At 36.2% G+C, this 18,264-nt stretch carries 13 protein-coding genes and 2 pseudogenes; all 15 read left to right on the top strand.

Translation table 11 applies throughout. From position 1 onward, the window contains the following. Positions 1–50 precede the first annotated feature (50 nt). Positions 51–1,757 (top strand): proline--tRNA ligase, encoded by a 1,707-nt coding sequence (locus BFS35_RS03730; RefSeq protein ID WP_099577720.1) that lies wholly within the window; start codon positions 51–53, stop codon positions 1,755–1,757. Between the two features lie 71 nt (positions 1,758–1,828). Continuing rightward, entirely contained in the window at positions 1,829–6,130 is a 4,302-nt protein-coding gene (locus BFS35_RS03725; protein ID WP_099577722.1) for a PolC-type DNA polymerase III, read from the top strand. A 113-nt stretch (positions 6,131–6,243) separates the two neighbouring features. After that, complete coding sequence (rimP, locus tag BFS35_RS03720; protein ID WP_099577724.1) at positions 6,244–6,711, top strand: ribosome maturation factor RimP; 468 nt, start codon at positions 6,244–6,246, stop codon at positions 6,709–6,711. A gap of 13 nt (positions 6,712–6,724) precedes the next feature. After that, positions 6,725–7,789 carry a transcription termination factor NusA gene (gene nusA, locus BFS35_RS03715; RefSeq protein ID WP_099577725.1) on the top strand — a complete coding sequence of 355 codons (1,065 nt, stop codon included), beginning with the start codon at positions 6,725–6,727 and terminating at the stop codon, positions 7,787–7,789. Between the two features lie 8 nt (positions 7,790–7,797). After that, the gene (gene rnpM, locus BFS35_RS03710; RefSeq protein WP_099577727.1) at positions 7,798–8,085 is read left to right on the top strand and encodes an RNase P modulator RnpM; all 288 of its coding nucleotides are present in this window, start codon (positions 7,798–7,800) and stop codon (positions 8,083–8,085) included. Then, a complete protein-coding gene (locus BFS35_RS03705) occupies positions 8,082–8,414 on the top strand; it encodes a YlxQ family RNA-binding protein (protein WP_096076703.1) in 333 nt (110 codons plus the stop codon). The genes rnpM and BFS35_RS03705 overlap by 4 nt, the downstream gene beginning before the upstream one ends. Then, positions 8,407–8,571, top strand: a pseudogene (locus tag BFS35_RS14265) (translation initiation factor IF-2 N-terminal domain-containing protein); the annotation flags it as partial. The gene BFS35_RS03705 and the pseudogene BFS35_RS14265, both read left to right, overlap by 8 nt. Positions 8,572–8,823: 252 nt before the next feature. After that, positions 8,824–10,593, top strand: a pseudogene (infB, locus tag BFS35_RS03700) (translation initiation factor IF-2); the annotation flags it as partial. A gap of 240 nt (positions 10,594–10,833) precedes the next feature. After that, positions 10,834–11,730, top strand: a complete 897-nt coding sequence (locus BFS35_RS03695) for a nuclease-related domain-containing protein (RefSeq protein ID WP_099577731.1) — start codon at positions 10,834–10,836, stop codon at positions 11,728–11,730. Positions 11,731–12,041: 311 nt separating this feature from the next. Then, complete coding sequence (gene rbfA, locus BFS35_RS03690; RefSeq protein WP_099577733.1) at positions 12,042–12,386, top strand: 30S ribosome-binding factor RbfA; 345 nt, start codon at positions 12,042–12,044, stop codon at positions 12,384–12,386. Between the two features lie 58 nt (positions 12,387–12,444). Then, complete coding sequence (truB, locus tag BFS35_RS03685) at positions 12,445–13,344, top strand: tRNA pseudouridine(55) synthase TruB (RefSeq protein WP_099577734.1); 900 nt, start codon at positions 12,445–12,447, stop codon at positions 13,342–13,344. 65 nt (positions 13,345–13,409) lie between these two features. After that, complete coding sequence (locus BFS35_RS03680; RefSeq protein WP_099577736.1) at positions 13,410–14,354, top strand: bifunctional riboflavin kinase/FAD synthetase; 945 nt, start codon at positions 13,410–13,412, stop codon at positions 14,352–14,354. Positions 14,355–14,467: 113 nt separating this feature from the next. Further along, the gene (rpsO, locus tag BFS35_RS03675) at positions 14,468–14,737 is read left to right on the top strand and encodes a 30S ribosomal protein S15 (protein WP_099577738.1); all 270 of its coding nucleotides are present in this window, start codon (positions 14,468–14,470) and stop codon (positions 14,735–14,737) included. Positions 14,738–14,857: 120 nt separating this feature from the next. Further along, positions 14,858–16,966: a polyribonucleotide nucleotidyltransferase gene (gene pnp, locus BFS35_RS03670; RefSeq protein WP_099577740.1), complete on the top strand. Its 2,109-nt coding sequence runs from the start codon at positions 14,858–14,860 to the stop codon at positions 16,964–16,966. Positions 16,967–17,026: 60 nt separating this feature from the next. Further along, on the top strand, positions 17,027–18,220 hold the full coding sequence (locus BFS35_RS03665) for a M16 family metallopeptidase (protein ID WP_099577742.1): 1,194 nt from the start codon (positions 17,027–17,029) through the stop codon (positions 18,218–18,220). Positions 18,221–18,264 lie beyond the last annotated feature (44 nt).

Below are 18,264 nucleotides of genomic sequence, written 5' to 3'. Positions count from 1 at the left end.
AATCAATTTATTATATGATATATATATTATCGAAATTCAAGGAGGCAGCTATGAAACAGAGTAAAATGTTCATTCCAACATTAAGAGAAGTACCAAATGATGCTGATTCAAAAAGTCATCAGCTATTACTAAAAGCAGGTATGATAAAGCAAGTAGCAAGTGGGGTTTATAGTTACCTGCCGATTGCTAAACGTGTACTAAATAAGATTGAAGCAATCGTTCGCGAAGAGATGGAAGCGATTGATGGTGTAGAAATATTAATGCCTGCATTACAGCCTTCTGAATTATGGTCAGAATCTGGTCGCTGGCAGAGTTATGGTGCAGAGCTCATGCGTATGACAGATCGTCATGGCCGTGAATTTGCACTTGGACCAACACATGAGGAAATCATCACGTCTTTAGTACGTGATGAATTAAAATCATATAAGAAATTACCGGTTACGTTATTCCAGATTCAAAATAAATTCCGTGATGAAAAGCGTCCACGTTTCGGATTGTTGCGTGGTCGTGAATTTATTATGAAAGATGCGTACAGTTTCCATGCAACAGAAGAGAGTCTTGATGAGACATATCAGGATATGTATGATGCATATTCAAGAATTTTCTCTCGTGTGAATCTTAATTTCCGTCCGGTTATAGCAGATAGTGGTGCGATTGGTGGTAGTCATACGCATGAATTTATGGCTTTAGCTGAAATTGGTGAAGATACAATTTGCTATACTGATGAAAGTGACTATGCAGCGAACATCGAAAAAGCTGAAGTGAAATATGTACCAAATGTAGCACATACAGAAGAAAAAGCGTTAGAAAAGGTACATACACCAGGTGTTAAAACAGCACAGCAATTAGCAGATTTATTGGGTAAACGCTTAGATGAAATTGTAAAATCAATGATCGTAAAAGTTGATGATCAGTTTATCATGTTCTTAATTCGTGGACACCATGAATTAAATGATGTAAAAGTAAAATCATATTTTGGTACTGAAACAGTTGAAATGGCTACAGATGAAGAAATTCAAGCGATTTTAGGTGCTACACCAGGTTCTCTTGGACCAGTTGGTGTAGAAAAGATTGAGATTTATGCAGATAATAGTGTTCAGGATTTAAATAATTTATCGGTTGGTGCGAATGAAACGGACTATCACTATGTTAATGCAAACCTTGGACGTGACTTTAATGTTAAAGCATTCGATGACTTCAGGTTTATTTTAGAAGGTGAGATGGCTGCTGATGGCAGTGGACCGATTAAGTTTGCTGAAGGTATTGAAGTTGGACAAGTATTCAAACTAGGTACGAAATATTCTGAGTCAATGAATGCAACATTCTTAAATGATCAAGGTAGAGCAGAACCGATGATCATGGGTTGCTATGGTATCGGTGTATCTCGTACATTATCAGCAGTTATTGAGCAACATCATGATGACAAAGGTATCATCTGGCCAACGTCAATAACGCCATTTGAGATTCATATCATTACTGCAAATGCGAAACAAGACACACAACGTGAACTTGCTGATCAATTATATGATGCCTATAAACGAGACTTTGAAGTATTATATGATGATCGTAATGAACGTGCGGGCGTTAAATTTAACGATGCTGATTTAATCGGAGTGCCAGTTCGAATCGTTGTGGGTAAACAGGCAGCTGATGAAATTGTAGAAGTTAAGAATAGACGTACAGGTGAATCATTTGAAGTGCCGGTTTCAGAACTAGAAGAAAAAATTAAAGCAATCTATGCATCATTTGAACATTAATTTGTTATAATTGAACAAACAAGTGTGGGACTTTTGTCTCACGCTTTTCATTTTTGATAAGGTGGTTACTCATGACGTTAACACACACAGAAAAATTTAATGTTTTACTTACACAACTGGGTATTACAGACCTATTTGAAGATATTCATAACGGTGAATTGTCCCGTATCGATATTTCAAAGGAAGAACGCCTATGGCACATGCATTTTACATTTGAAACACATTTGCCATTTGTGCTCTACAATATGTTACAAACGAAACTTCATGAACACTTTTCACATATCGCTAATGTCACCTTTGAAATAAAGGTTAAAGATGACACATATTTAACGGATCGTATTCGTGAATATATTCCTTATGCAATCGATCAGACAGGGATGAGTCCAAGCTTAAAAGGACAATTGAAACAAAAGCTGTTTAATTTTTCAGGAGATGTACTTAAGTTTCAGGTTGTTAATGAAATTGAACAGAAGCATTTTGAGAAATCATGTAACGGAAAATTAATGACTGCGTTCAAACAGGCAGGATTTCAATTATCTCAAATTATCTTTGAAATTAGTGACGAAGACCAATTACGTGAACTCGCTTCTCTTGAGGCACATATACAGGAAGAAGAAGCACAACAAAGCGTGCTTCTACGTGAAAAGATGGTTGAGCGAGAGAAGCAGAAAGCAGAAAGTGTATCTGAAGAGATTACACATTGTTCTATTGGTAAAAAGATTCAGGTAGAAGCGATTAAACCGATCGAATCAATTATTGAAGAAGAGTTTAAAGTTGCTTTAGAAGGTGTTATCTTTGATATTGAAATTAAAGCGCTTAAAAGTGGTCGACATATCGTTCAGCTAAAAATCACAGACTATACGGATTCATTAATTTTAAAGATGTTCACGCGTAAAGGTAAAAATGATTTAGATCATTTATCTTCATTAAAAGTCGGAGATTGGGTTCGCGCCCAGGGACGTATCGAGCAAGATACATTTATTCGTGATCTCGTGATGATGATGAGTGACATTGAAAAAATTAATAAAGTACAAAAACAAGATAAATCAGAAAATAAACGTGTTGAGTTCCATTTACATACGGCGATGAGTCAAATGGATGGGATTACCCATATTAGTAGATATGTTGATCAGGCAGCGAAGTGGGGTCATAAAGCAATTGCCATTACAGATCATAATGGATGTCAAGGTTTCCCGGATGCCCACGCAGCAGCAAGTAAAGCGGGCCTTAAGATGATTTACGGTATAGAAGGTATGCTCGTTGATGACGGTGTGGCGATTGCCTATAAACCGCAAGACATTGACTTAAAGACAGCGACGTATGTTGTGTTTGACGTTGAAACTACAGGTCTTAGTTCACAATACGATAAGATTATTGAACTTGCAGCAGTTAAAGTTAAAGATGGTGAAATTGTCGACAAGTTTGAACGCTTTAGCAATCCGGGTGAACGGTTAAATGAAACGATTAAAAATTTAACTGGTATTACTGATGATATGTTAGTCGATGCACCACCGATTGAAGAAGTATTGAATGACTTTAGAGATTTCGTAGGCGACGCTATCTATATTGCGCATAATGCAAGCTTTGATATGGGCTTTATCGATACAGGTTTTGAACGTTTAGGTTATGGTGCGACGACAAATGGTGTTATTGATACCCTGGAATTATCAAGAACAATCAATACTGAAATGGGTAAACACGGTTTAAATTTCCTAGCTAAAAAATATGGTGTAGAATTGACGCAACATCATAGAGCGATATATGATGCTGAAACAACAGCACACATTTTTGTAAAGATGTTAAAGCAAATTGAACAACTGGGTGTAACAAATCATAATGAAGTCGATGCGAAGTTAAGCAACCAGGATGCGTATAAACGTGCTCGCCCGATGCATGTCACGTTAATCGTGCAGAATCAAACAGGTCTTAAAAACTTATTTAAAATTGTAAGTGAATCAATGGTCAATTATTTCTATCGTACACCACGTATTCCGAGATCTTTACTGATGGAGAATCGTGAAGGGATTCTTGTTGGTAGTGCGTGTGATAATGGAGAAGTATTTACAGCCGTGATGCAAAAAGACCAGGAAGAAGTAGAGCGCATTGCGAAGTTTTATGACTTTTTAGAAGTACAACCGAAAGCATTATATCAACATTTATTAGAACGCGATTTAATTCGTGATAATGAAACGATGGAAGAAATATATGACCGAATCATTCAAGTTGGTGAAAAATTAGATATACCAGTTATTGCTACAGGGAATGCGCATTATTTACATGAACACGAAAAGCCAGCGCGAGAAATACTAATTGCATCTAACCCAGGGAATCCTTTAAATCGTCAAACATTACCTGATGCACATTTCAGAACAACCGATGAAATGCTGGATGATTTTCATTTTCTTGGGGAAGAGAAAGCATTTGAAATAGTAGTAACAAATACGAACAATTTAGCAGATGCTATTGACACTGTTATACCGATTCGTGATGAATTGTACACGCCAACGATAGAAGGAGCAAACGAAGAGATTCGTGAAATGAGCTATAATCGTGCACGAAGTATTTATGGTGATGATTTACCTGAAATCGTTGTCGCTAGACTTGAAAAAGAACTGGATAGTATTATCGGTAACGGATTTGCGGTAATCTACTTAATATCACAAAAACTTGTTAAGAAATCACTGGATGATGGATACCTTGTAGGTAGTCGTGGCTCTGTAGGATCAAGTTTTGTAGCTACGATGACAGAAATTACGGAAGTTAATCCATTACCACCGCATTATATTTGTCCGAAATGTAAATCGAGTCATTTCTTTGAAGATGGTAGTGTAGCAAGTGGATTTGACTTGCCGGATAAAAATTGTCCGGAATGTAACGCTCCATATATTAAAGAAGGACAAGATATTCCGTTTGAAACTTTCTTAGGATTTAAAGGGGATAAAGTTCCCGATATTGATTTAAACTTCAGTGGAGAATATCAACCGATCGCCCATAACTATACGAAAGTACTTTTCGGGGAGGATAAAGTATTCCGTGCTGGTACGATAGGTACGGTTGCTGAGAAAACAGCTTTCGGATATGTTAAAGGCTACCTGAATGATTCTGGCATTCATAAACGTGGCGCTGAAATTGATCGTTTAGTGAAAGCATGTACCGGTGTTAAACGTACAACCGGGCAACATCCAGGGGGTATTATTGTAGTCCCTGAAAATATGGATATCTATGACTTTACACCGATTCAATATCCAGCTGATCAGCAGGATTCAGCTTGGAGAACAACACATTTTGATTTCCATTCAATCCATGACAATTTATTAAAGCTTGATATATTAGGACACGATGATCCAACGATGATTCGTATGTTGCAGGATTTATCTGGCATGGATCCAAAGACGATACCAGTCGATGATAAAGAGACGATGAAAATATTTTCTAGTCCAGAGTCATTAGGTGTCACTGAAGACGATATATTATGTAAGACAGGAACGCTTGGTGTACCAGAGTTCGGTACAGGGTTTGTAAGACAAATGCTAGAGGATACGAAACCTTCATCCTTTAGTGAACTCGTACAAATTTCAGGGTTATCACACGGAACTGATGTATGGTTAGGTAATGCACAGGAACTTATTAAATCGGGCACTTGCGATTTATCAAGTGTAATCGGTTGTCGTGATGATATCATGGTGTATTTAATGTATGCTGGTCTTGAACCATCACTTGCCTTTAAAATAATGGAATCCGTTCGTAAAGGTAAAGGACTTACTGAAGAGTTTGAAGCGGCGATGATTGAGAATAATGTACCTGCATGGTATCTGGATTCATGTAAAAAGATTAAGTACATGTTCCCGAAAGCCCATGCAGCAGCATATGTTTTAATGGCGGTACGTATTGCTTACTTTAAAGTGCACCATCCGTTATTCTATTATGCAAGTTACTTTACAGTGAGAGCTTCTGACTTTGATCTTATTACCATGGTTAAAGATAAACATACGATTAAAGCGACTGTTAAAGATTACTATGCACGTTATCATGATCTTGGTAAAAAAGAAAAAGATGTATTGACTGTCTTAGAGATTACAAATGAAATGGCACAACGTGGATTTAAAGTGCAACCTATTTCACTAGAAAAAAGTACAGCCTTTGAATTTATAATTGAAGGTGATACGTTAATTCCACCATTTATCGCTGTGCCTGGACTTGGTGAGAACGTTGCAAAACGTATCGTTGCAGCGCGTGATGAAGGGCCATTCCTATCTAAAGAAGAATTAAACAAAAAAGCTGGTGTTTCACAAAAGATTATTGATTATCTGGATGAACTAGGGAGTTTAAATGATATGCCGGATAAAGCACAGCTATCGATATTCGATTTATAATCATTTGAGTTATGCACTAATATGTGCTATCATTACATTGTTAAAGAAAATACTCTACAAGCGAAAAGAGTGGGATATCCCGCTCTTTTCTTAAGTTTTGTGAGGAGGATTATATGTCAAAGATAACTGAACGTGTGGAAGAAATTGTTGCACCTATCGTTGAATCATTGGGATTTGAGTTGGTAGATGTAGAATATGTTAAAGAAGGCCCTGATTATTATTTGCGTATTGCAATTGATAAGCCAGGTGGCATCGATATCGCTGACTGTGCACTAGCGAGTGAGCATATTAGCGAAGTGATGGATAAAGAAGATCCTATAACAGAAGCTTACTTTATGGATGTTTCTTCACCAGGTGCTGAACGTCCACTTAAGAAAGAAAAGGATTACGAAAATGCTGTTGGCAATAATATTTACGTAAAACTTTATGAACCGATTGCCGGAGACAAAGAGTGGATTGGTATATTAGAGCAGTATAATGAAGAATTCATAACGATTAATGCAAAGATAAAGACGCGTACGAAAACGATTGAAATTGATCGTAAAAAAATAGCAAAAATTCGTCGTGCAGTCGTTTTATAATTTGGAGGGAAACATGAATAAGAATAATGAATTATTAAATGCAATTGATTACCTTGAAAAAGAAAAATCAATTCCAAGAGAAGTTTTAATTGAAACAATTGAAGCTGCGTTAATCACAGCATATAAAAAGAACTACAATTCAGCGAACAACGTCCGTGTTGAGTTAAACATGGATAATGGTGCTTATCGTGTATATTCACGTAAAGATGTTGTTGAAGAAGTAATGAATCCACGAGATGAAGTTAGTTTAGAGATGGCTTTAGAGTCTAATCCAGCTTATGAAGTTGGCGATATTTATGAAGAAGATGTCACACCTAAAGATTTTGGTCGTGTTTCAGCACAAGCAGCGAAGCAAGCGGTAATGCAACGATTACGTGACGCTGAACGAGGTATTTTATACAATGAGTTCATCGATAAAGAAGATGATATAATGACTGGTATCATTGACCGCGTTGATCATCGTTATGTGTATGTAACTTTAGGTAAAACGGAAGCGGTATTATCTGAAGCTGAACGTAGTCCAAATGAAGAATATCGTCCAACTGAACGTATTAAAGTTTATGTAAATAAAGTAGAACAAACAACTAAAGGACCGCAAATCTTTGTATCTCGTAGTCATCCAGGTTTATTAAAGCGATTATTTGAGCAGGAAGTTCCGGAAATTTTTGATGGTACAGTTATTGTTAAATCTGTTGCGCGTGAAGCGGGCGACCGTTCTAAGATTAGCGTGTACTCAGAAAATCCTGACATAGATGCTGTAGGAGCATGTGTGGGTGCAAAAGGTGCACGTGTTGAAGCTGTAGTTGAAGAATTAGGTGGCGAGAAGATTGATATCGTTGAGTGGAGTGGTGATACAAAGACATTTGTTAAGAATGCTTTAAGTCCATCTCAAGTTGTTGATGTATTAGTAGATGAAGCTAATCAGTCTACAACTGTAATCGTACCGGATTACCAATTATCACTTGCTATCGGAAAAAAAGGACAGAATGCACGTTTAGCTGCAAAACTGACTGGCTGGAAAATCGACATTAAATCTGAGACAGATGCAAAAGAAGCAGGCATTTATCCAGTAGAATAGGTGACATTATGAAACAAAAAAAAATACCTATGCGCAAATGTATATTAAGTAATGAAATGAAACCGAAAAAAGAAATGATACGTGTTGTTAAGACGAAAGAAGATGAAATCTTTGTTGATCCAACAGGTAAGCAAAATGGTCGTGGAGCATACGTATCAATGGATTTAGAGGTTATAGAAGCAGCACGTAAAAAGAAGAAGCTTGAGCAATTTTTTGAAAGTGATACTGAACGTCTCAATCCTATATATGATGAAATTATTCGCCTAATATACAGAGAAATGATCCCTAAACGATGAATAATCAAGATAAATTATTTAATTTACTTGGACTTGCGATGCGTGCACGCAAACTTGCTACAGGCGAAGAACTTGTTATCAATGAAGTGAGAAATAAGAAATGTAAACTTGTAATACTAGCGACTGACGCTGGACCAAATACAACAAAAACTGTTACGAATAAATGTAATTCGTTTAATGTGCCGCTCGTGCAGCACGGAACGCGTTATGAGTTGGGATATGCGATTGGTAAGGCCGAACGGGTTACAATCGGTATTCTGGATGCAGGATTTGCAAAATCCATACAGACACTCATTCGTAACATCAATGAGGAGAGAACCTATGATTAAAAAGAGAATATATGAATACGCAAAAGAAGTTAAATTAAAAAGCAAAGACATCATTGATGAACTGAAAAAAATGAATATCGAAGTAACAAGCCATATGCAGGTGATTGAAGATAAAGAAATCACTGCATTAGATAAAATCTTTAAAAAAGATCAGGTAAAAACAGAGCAAAAAACTGAAAATAAACCTGCAGAAAAAGCTGAACCGAAAAAAGAACAACCAAAACAAGAAACGAAACCTGCAGCAAAGCCTGCTGACAAACCAGCAAATAAGCCAGCTCAAAAACCGCGTCATAACAATAATCATCGACCAGGAAGCAATAACAAACCCGGAACAGGCGGTCCAAACCGTAATAAAAAAGGTAAAGGTAAGGGCAATCCGAAACCTGCTCCAGTAATTCAGGAGCCTGTAGTTAAAGAAACACCTTCAAAGATTACATATGAAGAAGGTATTACAGTAGGAGAACTTGCTGAAAAATTAAACAAAGATGCATCTGAAATTGTTAAAAATTTATTTATGGTTGGTATTATGGCGAACATCAACCAAAGTTTAAATCAAGATGCGATTGAATTAATCTGTGATGAATATGGTGTTGAAGCTGAACTTGAAGTTGTAGTTGATGCAACAGATTTAGAAACTTATTTCGAAGATGTTGATGCAAATCCTGAAGATATTATTGAAAGACCGTCAGTAGTAACGATTATGGGTCACGTTGACCATGGTAAAACAACGTTACTTGACTCTATCCGTAACACACGTGTTACAGCTGGAGAAGCTGGTGGTATCACTCAACATATCGGTGCTTACCAAATTGAGAACGAAGGTAAAAAGATTACGTTCTTAGATACACCTGGACATGCTGCGTTTACAACAATGCGTGCACGTGGTGCTCAAGTAACGGATATTACAATTTTAGTGGTTGCTGCAGATGATGGTGTTATGCCACAAACTGTTGAAGCGATTAACCATGCTAAAGCTGCTGAAGTACCAATTATCGTAGCAGTTAATAAAATTGATAAACCGACAGCTAATCCGGACCGTGTAATGCAGGAATTAGGTGAACACGGATTATATCCTGAAGACTGGGGTGGAGATACAATCTTCGTACAGTTATCAGCGATTAAAGGTGACGGAATCGATGAATTGTTAGAAATGATCTTACTTGTTTCTGAAGTAGCTGAATTAAAAGCAAATCCTAAACGTACTGCAATCGGTACAGTTATTGAAGCAGAGTTAGATAAATCTCGTGGACCAGCTGCATCATTATTAGTTCAGGATGGTACACTTGAAATTGGCGATTCAATTGTTGTAGGTAACACGTTTGGGCGTGTACGTGCAATGGTTAACGATTTAGGTAAACGTATTAAATCAGCAGGACCATCAACGCCAGTTGAAATTACTGGTTTACAAGATGTACCTTTAGCGGGTGACCGTTTCGTAGTATTCAAAGATGAAAAACGTGCACGTCGTATCGGTGAAGCACGTCAACAACAAAACATCTTAGCACAACGTCAGGAAAGTCAAAAAGTTTCATTGGATAATTTATTCGAACAAATTAAACAAGGTGAAATGAAAGACTTAAACGTAATTATTAAAGGTGATGTTCAAGGTTCAGTAGAAGCTTTAGCAGCATCATTAATGAAGATTGATGTAGAAGGCGTTAACGTACGTATTATTCATACGGCTGTTGGTGCAATCAATGAATCAGATGTTACTTTAGCATCAGCATCAAACGGTATCATTATCGGATTCAACGTACGTCCGGATGTAAATGCGAAACGTGCAGCTGAAGCTGAAGGCGTAGATATGCGTTTGCACAGAATCATCTACAAAGTAATCGAAGAAATCGAACAAGCGATGATCGGTATGTTAGATCCTGAATATGAAGAGAAAGTGATTGGACAAGCTGAAGTACGTCAAACAATCAACATTTCTAAAGTAGGTACAGTAGCAGGTTCTTACGTAACTGAAGGTAAGATTACACGTGATTCACAAGTCCGTATCATTCGTGACGGTATCGTAGTTTACGAAGGACAAGTTGATGCGTTGAAACGTTTCAAAGATGATGTGCGTGAAGTCGCTCAAGGTTACGAATGTGGTATCACAATCGAAAACTTCAACGACGTTAAAGAAGGCGATATCTTCGAAGCGTTCATTATGGAAGAGATTAAACGTAAATAATTACTTTTTGGCACTCGCAATTATTTGTGAGTGCTTTTTTTGTTTGAGAAAATTTAATTATTTTTATGCATGTTTTATTAATAATTTACTGCAGAAAATCATTTTCTGATAGAAAATTTTGTAGAATATGAATTACTGTATTAATTTTGAATATTCTTGTATAAAAGCACGATAAAGTATGCATTTTAGGCTGTTTGCATGCTCAGTAATTATGTTTTATATTCATTTTGAGGTGATAATTTGTTTATAAAAACAGCAGTGAAACCACCACAACTTGAATATTTAGAAGAAGTTCATGGTAGAACACATATGACTGAATCGGATAGACGAAAATATTTCAATTTAAAATTGGGCTATGAAGGTGAAAAGAAAGTTTATGATTTTCTGAATCAGTTTAAACAAGGTGTATGTATTTGGGATGTACGACTGGATATATGCGGAGAGATACAATTTGACTTCTTTGTGATAGTTAATGGAATTATTTTTTTATTAGAAATTAAAAATTTTTACGGAAACTATACATATAAAGATGGCAATCTGAAAAGTGAAAGTGGTTATGTATGTCGAGATGTATTTTCTCAGGCAAGTAATGAACGAGATAAATTTGAAGCGTTTTGTTATGAACAAAATATTCATTATAAAATTGTAAATAAAGTCGTATTTGTTAATGAGACTTTCAAGGTGATTAATAATGTAAAAGATATTAAATTTAATAATATGTCTGTTATCGAAAATCTTGCAAGATATATGTGCAGTTTTGAAATTACCGATGAGGATGTTGCGATTGGTGAACTGATTGTTAAGCATCATATTGAGCAATCGAAAAATGAACAGAAGCATTTTTATCCATATGAAAAAATGACTCGTGGATTGAAATGTCCAAAATGTCATAGTTTTCTGGAAGTAAATCGCAATGCGAAGAAAAAAGTAAAATGCAGATGTGGACATGTAATGGATAAATCTGAAGCTATACTAGAAGCTTTTAGAAAAATCGAAATGCTGAAAAGGGATAGTGTCAGTGTTAGTGAAGTTGGTGAGTGGATTGATTGTAATCCTTCAGGCATCCGTAAAATATTAGGTGAAAATTTTATTAAGATAGGTACAAATAAGAACAGGAAGTATAAAACTATTAAATAATAAATATGTTGCTAGCGATAAACCAGCAATATCGCTAGCAACTTGTGATCTTTTATTGAAGTTATGTAGATGCTAGCGACAAACCAGCAATATCACTAGCAACTTGCAATATTTTGTTGAAATAGTGTAGATGCTAGCGACAAACCAGCAATATCACTAGCAACTTGCAATATTTTGTTGAAATAGTGTAGATGCTAGCGACAAACCAACAATATCGCCAGCATCTCAAAGCCCGACCCCTTCAATTGACATCAACTCGCTACCCACGTATAATTGACACTATTCAATAGATACAAATGAGGTGAAAATATATGAGCTTAAGAAGTGAACGCGTTGGTCAACAAATGAAGAAAGAAATCAGTGAGATCATCAACCAGAAAATCAAAAATCCTAATGTTGGATTCGTTACAGTTACTGAAGTTGAGGTTACTGGCGATTTATCACTTGCTACTGTATATGTAACAGTACTTGGTGAAGAGCGTGAGCGCAAAAAATCACTGGAAGCTTTAGAAAAATCTAAAGGTTTCATTAAATCAGAAATCGCACATCGTATGGACTTACGTATCGTACCTGAACTAAAATTTCAGTACGACGAGTCAATCGATTACGGTAACAAAATCGAGCGTATGTTAGCTGATTTAAATAAAGGACATTAGACCAAACACACTTTTTCATGTAAACTATTCTAGAGTTTACTGAAAGGGTGTTTTTTTTATGGATGGTATTATAGCAATTAATAAACCGCGTGGTATGACAAGTCATGATGTAGTGTTCAAACTACGCAAAATTTTAAAAACAAAAAAAGTTGGACATACGGGTACACTGGATCCTGAAGTTAATGGTGTGTTACCGATTTGTATTGGACGTGCGACACGTGTCAGTGATTATATGATGGATTCAGGTAAAACTTACGTCGCTGAAATCACACTCGGTACACAGACGACGACTGAAGATCAGACAGGTGAGGTTATCGCCACTAATATAATAGAAGAAAATCAATTCACATTAACACAAATCGACACTGCACTTTCGCAACTCACTGGTGAAATTGAACAGACACCACCGATGTATAGTGCTGTAAAAGTCAACGGTCGAAAACTGTATGAATATGCCCGTGAAGGTAAAGTGATTGAGAGACCTTCAAGAAAAGTAAAAATCAACAACATCACACGTACGACAGAACTAACGTACCATGATAATCAAGTTACATTTGAAATCATCGTTAAATGTGGAAAAGGCACTTATATTAGAACACTAGCAACACAAATTGCGGAAGCACTACAAACAGTAGGTCATATGTCTAAACTTACACGTACTGAAAGTGGTGGATTTACGCTTGAACAAAGTTATACTTTAGAAGCACTACAAGAGATGCCACTTGAATCTATCAAGTCACTTCTACATCCATTGGAAAAGGGGCTATTGCATTTACCGCATCATGAAGTAGACGCACAAACTGCACAACGTATTATGTGGGGACAAAAATTAAAAGATATCACACCGCCGCTTACTGAAGAAACTGTAATGACACATAACGAAAAGGCGCTAGCAATCTATATGCCACATCCAGAACATTCAAATGTAATTAAAGCACGTAAAGTTTTTACAGATTGAGCAATACACACACGAACGAATACAAAAAATGATACACTAAAGAAAAATAAATTCAGAGGTATATGATGATAACAATAGAAATGAACCACCCAATAGAATCGCATTATAATCATCCGGAATTAGCTTTAGCTATCGGTTTTTTTGATGGCTTACATTTAGGGCATCAATCAGTGATCAATGAAATGATAAAAATTGCAGAGCAAAAAGGCTTGAAAAAAGCAGTCATGACATTCGATCCACATCCATCCGTAGTATTGAATCCAGAAAAAAAGCGTACTGATTATTTAACGCCATTACAGGAAAAGAAAAATATTTTAGAGAAAATGGGTATCGATTATTTATTTATCGTACCGTTTACTTCGTCTTTTGCACAAATGGAAGAACGTACCTTTATTCAGGATTATTTTACCCGTAACAAAGTGAAACACGTTATTGCAGGTTTTGATTTCACTTATGGAAAATTCGGTAAAGGTAATATGCTCAAACTTGATGCAGACAAAGATGGCTTTGAAGTGACCGCTGTACCGAAACTTGCAATTGACAACGAAAAAATTTCAACTACACAAATTCGTGAAGATTTACAAACAGGTGCAATCAAACATGCTAATGCCCAACTTGGTAGAGCATATAAAATTACTGGCCTGGTCGTTCAAGGCGAGAAACGTGGACGCACTATTGGTTTCCCCACTGCAAACGTTATGCCAAATGAAGAATTTGTACTACCAAGACTTGGGGTATACGCAGTTACTTTAAAACGCGAATCAACAGGAATAACATATCAGGGTGTTTGTAATATCGGTGTTAAACCGACATTCCACGATCCTGAAAAATCCCAAGTTTCGATTGAAGTGAACATCTTTGATTTCAATGAATCTATTTACGGTGAACGTGTTGAAGTTGAGTGGCATGACTTTATTCGTCCAGAACAAAAGTTTGATGGTATTGATGCATTGATCAACCAAATCAATCAGGACAAACAAACGGCAATTGAAATTTTAGCAAATTTATAACTTGAAACTTTTTGGAAACATGATATACTAATCAAGTACCTTTCCTTGGTATTGAGACACTCCGACTCATACTCGGGTTATGGTGTAAATTAAATTATAGGAGGCTACTAATAATGGCTATTACTCAAGAACGTAAAAATGAAATCATCGCACAATACCGTGTACACGACACTGACACTGGATCTCCAGAAGTACAAATCGCAGTTTTAACTGCTGAAATCAATGCTTTAAACGAGCATTTACGTACGCATAAAAAAGATCACCATTCTCGTCGTGGACTATTAAAAATGGTAGGTCGTCGTAAAAACTTATTAACTTACTTACGTGAAAACGATGTTCAACGTTACCGTGAATTAATTAAATCATTAGGTTTACGTCGTTAATTTTTAATGTAAAGAGCACAAATGAATTTGTGCTCTTTTTTTTATGCAATTTGTGACAATATAACCACTGTCGTGGTATGATTAAAGATATATGCTAAGAGCTAAGAGAGGAAGATATGAATGTCTCAAGAGAAAAAAGTGTTTACAACTGAATGGGCTGGCCGTCCATTAACAATCGAAACAGGTCAACTTGCAAAACAAGCGAATGGTGCAGTACTTGTACGATATGGTGATACAGTCGTATTATCAACTGCAACTGCAAGTAAAGAACCACGAGATGTGGATTTCTTCCCATTAATGGTAAATTACGAAGAAAAATTATACGCTGCAGGAAAAATTCCAGGAGGCTTTAATAAACGAGAAGGTCGTCCTGGTGAAGATGCAACGTTAACATCTCGTTTAATTGACAGACCAATTCGTCCGTTATTTCCAAAAGGTTATAGAAACGATGTTCAGGTTATTTCGATTGTAATGAGTGTTGATCCAAACAACTCACCAGAAATGGCAGCAATGATTGGGTCTTCTATGGCACTTTCAGTTTCTGATATTCCTTTTGAAGGACCGATTGCTGGTGTAAATGTTGGTTTAATTGATGATAAATTTATTATTAATCCGAATGTTGAAGAGCGTGAACAATCCGTACTTGATTTACAAGTTGCTGGACATTTTGATGCGGTGAACATGGTAGAAGCAGGTGCTAAAGAAGTAACCGAAGAAAAAATGTTAGAAGCTATTATGTTTGGACATGATGAAATTAAAAAGTTAGTGACTTTCCAAAAAGAAATCATCGCTGAATTGAACCCGGTTAAAAAAGAATTTGTTCCTATAGAAACTAATACTGAAGTTGAAGAAGCTGTAACAAAGCAAGCTGAAGCATTAAATTTAGCAGCAGCTATTCAAACACAGGAAAAGCAAGAACGTGAAGAACGTATTACTGCGATTAAAGTACAAATTGTTGAAAACTTCCAGGAACAAGGCGAAGAAGTTATCGCAATCGTTAATAAAACGTTTGATGCGTTAGTTAAAGCTGAAGTGCGTCGTCAAATTACAGAAGATAAAGTACGTCCAGATGGTCGTCGTCCTGATGAAATCAGACCATTAGCTTCTGAAGTTGGTTTATTACCAAGAGCACACGGTTCTGGGTTGTTTACACGAGGACAAACTCAAGCTTTATCTATTGCTACTTTAGGTGCACTAGGTGAACATCAAATTATCGATGGTTTAGGTGTGGAAGAAGAAAAACGCTATATGCATCACTATAACTTCCCTAATTTCTCAGTTGGTGAAACAGGTCCAGTGCGTGCACCTGGTCGTCGTGAAATAGGACATGGTGCATTAGGTGAGCGCGCATTATTACAAGTGATTCCTGATGAGAAAGAATTCCCATATACGATTCGTGTTGTTTCAGAAGTGTTAGAATCAAATGGCTCAAGTTCACAAGCATCTATCTGTGGCTCTACTTTAGCATTAATGGATGCTGGTGTTCCGATTAAAGCGCCAGTAGCTGGTATTGCTATGGGACTTGTAAAAAAAGATGAACATTATACCATTTTATCGGATATTCAAGGTATGGAAGATGCATTAGGAGATATGGACTTTAAGGTGGCAGGTACATCTAAAGGTATTACTGCTATCCAGATGGATATTAAAATCGATGGATTATCTGAAGATATTTTACGTGAAGCTTTAGAACAAGCACGTATCGGTCGTCTGCATATTATGGAGCATATGTTATCTACAATTAGTGAACCAAGAGCTTCACTGAGCCCATATGCACCGAAAATTAAAATCATCCATATCAATCCAGATAAAATACGAGATGTTATTGGACCAGGTGGTAAGAAAATCAATGAAATCATTGATGCAACTGGTGTTAAATTAGATATTGAACAGGACGGTACAGTATTTATCGGATCAAGTGATGAGGCAATGATCGCGAAAGCACAGGAATTAATTGAAAATATCGTGCGTGAAGCTAAAGTTGGCGAAATTTATATGTCAACAGTGAAACGTATTGAAAAATTCGGTGCTTTCGTTGAAATCTTCCCGGGTAAAGATGCACTTGTTCATATTTCACAACTTGCAAAAGAACGTGTCAATAAAGTTGAAGATGTGATTAAGATGGGTGATCAGTTCTTAGTAAAAGTAACTGAAATTGATAAACAAGGTCGTGTGAACGCATCTCGTAAAGTTTTACTTGAAGAAGAAAGTAAAAAAGAAGAAAAATAAGCAATTATGAGACTACCGCTTTTGCGTTAGTCTCATATTTTTAGAAATTGAGGGTTATATTTGGAACAAAAAATATTAGAAAATCAACTGAAAGTTGTACATCATAATACTTCGATGCAAATCGTCCATATTGCGATGTATATTAAAGTAGGTACTGCTGATGAGACGAATTATCCAAATGGTATCGCGCATTTCATAGAACACATGCTATTTAAAGGAACAGAACGTTATCCTTTTAAATTGTTGGCTGAATCGATTGATGCAATTGGTGGTGAGGTTAATGCCTATACTACGAAAACATATACATGCTATTCAATTAAAACGTTAAAACGTTTTGAACAAAAAGCGATTGATATACTAAAGGAAATGTTGTTTTATGCAACATTTGATGAAGAAGAACTTGAAAAAGAACGTCTTGTTATCCTTGAAGAAATAAAAATGATAGAAGATGATGATGAAGAAAATGCATTTGAACGTTTTGAAACAATTTTATATAAAGATACGCCTTATAACACGCCAATCTTAGGAACTGAATCATCCGTAAAAGCGATTACGCAAGATGATTTGAAGCGTTTCTATCAAGCTTTCTACCAGCCGGATAACATGATCCTGTCATATGTAGGGAACGATATTGAACATTTATCTGAATCCTTTCAAATAGAAGGGCAACCAACTGAAAAGCAAAATGTTCATCCATTTAATATGAATCCCTGCACATTAACCCATTTTAAAGCTGGACTCGAACAAGCCCATGTCATATTAGCACATCCGGCTGTTGGGTATCGCGATGTTGCCCAACCCGTGTTTGAAATTATCAATAATTTATATGGTGGATCAATGACAAGTTTGTTGTTTAGAAAGCTACGAGAAGAAGAGGGATTATGCTATAGTTTATATTCTTCGGTAGATAGTTATTACTCTGGTGGCGTACTTTACACTTATTTTGCGACGGATAATGAGAATGTACAGAAATGTTTATCGATTATTGATGAAATCCATGCAACACTTGTTAACGGTATTGAACAGGAAATTTTAGATAAAACTAAACAATATTTAATTACTAATCTTCATATGAATCTTGATTATGATGGTGCAATTTTAGAACATATGGGGAAAAGTATGCTGCTCTATGACAAAATCATCGATATTGCTTCAATTGAAGCTCAAATCAGTGCTGTAACATTAGAACAAGTAAACAAGGGTCTTCAAATATTTAAATCTACGAGTGCGTCATATCATTTACTACCGCAATGATTGGCAAGTAATAAATTTAACGGTATAATAAAAATGTAAACGTA

Origin of the sequence: Macrococcoides goetzii, assembly GCF_002742385.2 — a bacterium.
Classification (GTDB): Bacteria; Bacillota; Bacilli; order Staphylococcales; family Staphylococcaceae; genus Macrococcoides; species Macrococcoides goetzii.
Note: the sequence above shows the minus strand (reverse complement) of the source record. Positions and strands in the feature narration are given on the sequence as shown.

Bases quoted from the DNA above. Each gene is read 5' to 3' on its own strand.
- BFS35_RS03730 (WP_099577720.1), top strand. From the start codon at position 51: ATGAAACAGAGTAAAATGTTCATTCCAACATTAAGAGAAGTACCAAAT.
- BFS35_RS03725 (WP_099577722.1), top strand. From the start codon at position 1,829: ATGACGTTAACACACACAGAAAAATTTAATGTTTTACTTACACAACTG.
- rimP (WP_099577724.1), top strand. From the start codon at position 6,244: ATGTCAAAGATAACTGAACGTGTGGAAGAAATTGTTGCACCTATCGTT.
- nusA (WP_099577725.1), top strand. From the start codon at position 6,725: ATGAATAAGAATAATGAATTATTAAATGCAATTGATTACCTTGAAAAA.
- rnpM (WP_099577727.1), top strand. From the start codon at position 7,798: ATGAAACAAAAAAAAATACCTATGCGCAAATGTATATTAAGTAATGAA.
- BFS35_RS03705 (WP_096076703.1), top strand. From the start codon at position 8,082: ATGAATAATCAAGATAAATTATTTAATTTACTTGGACTTGCGATGCGT.
- rbfA (WP_099577733.1), top strand. From the start codon at position 12,042: ATGAGCTTAAGAAGTGAACGCGTTGGTCAACAAATGAAGAAAGAAATC.
- truB (WP_099577734.1), top strand. From the start codon at position 12,445: ATGGATGGTATTATAGCAATTAATAAACCGCGTGGTATGACAAGTCAT.
- BFS35_RS03680 (WP_099577736.1), top strand. From the start codon at position 13,410: ATGATAACAATAGAAATGAACCACCCAATAGAATCGCATTATAATCAT.
- rpsO (WP_099577738.1), top strand. From the start codon at position 14,468: ATGGCTATTACTCAAGAACGTAAAAATGAAATCATCGCACAATACCGT.
- pnp (WP_099577740.1), top strand. From the start codon at position 14,858: ATGTCTCAAGAGAAAAAAGTGTTTACAACTGAATGGGCTGGCCGTCCA.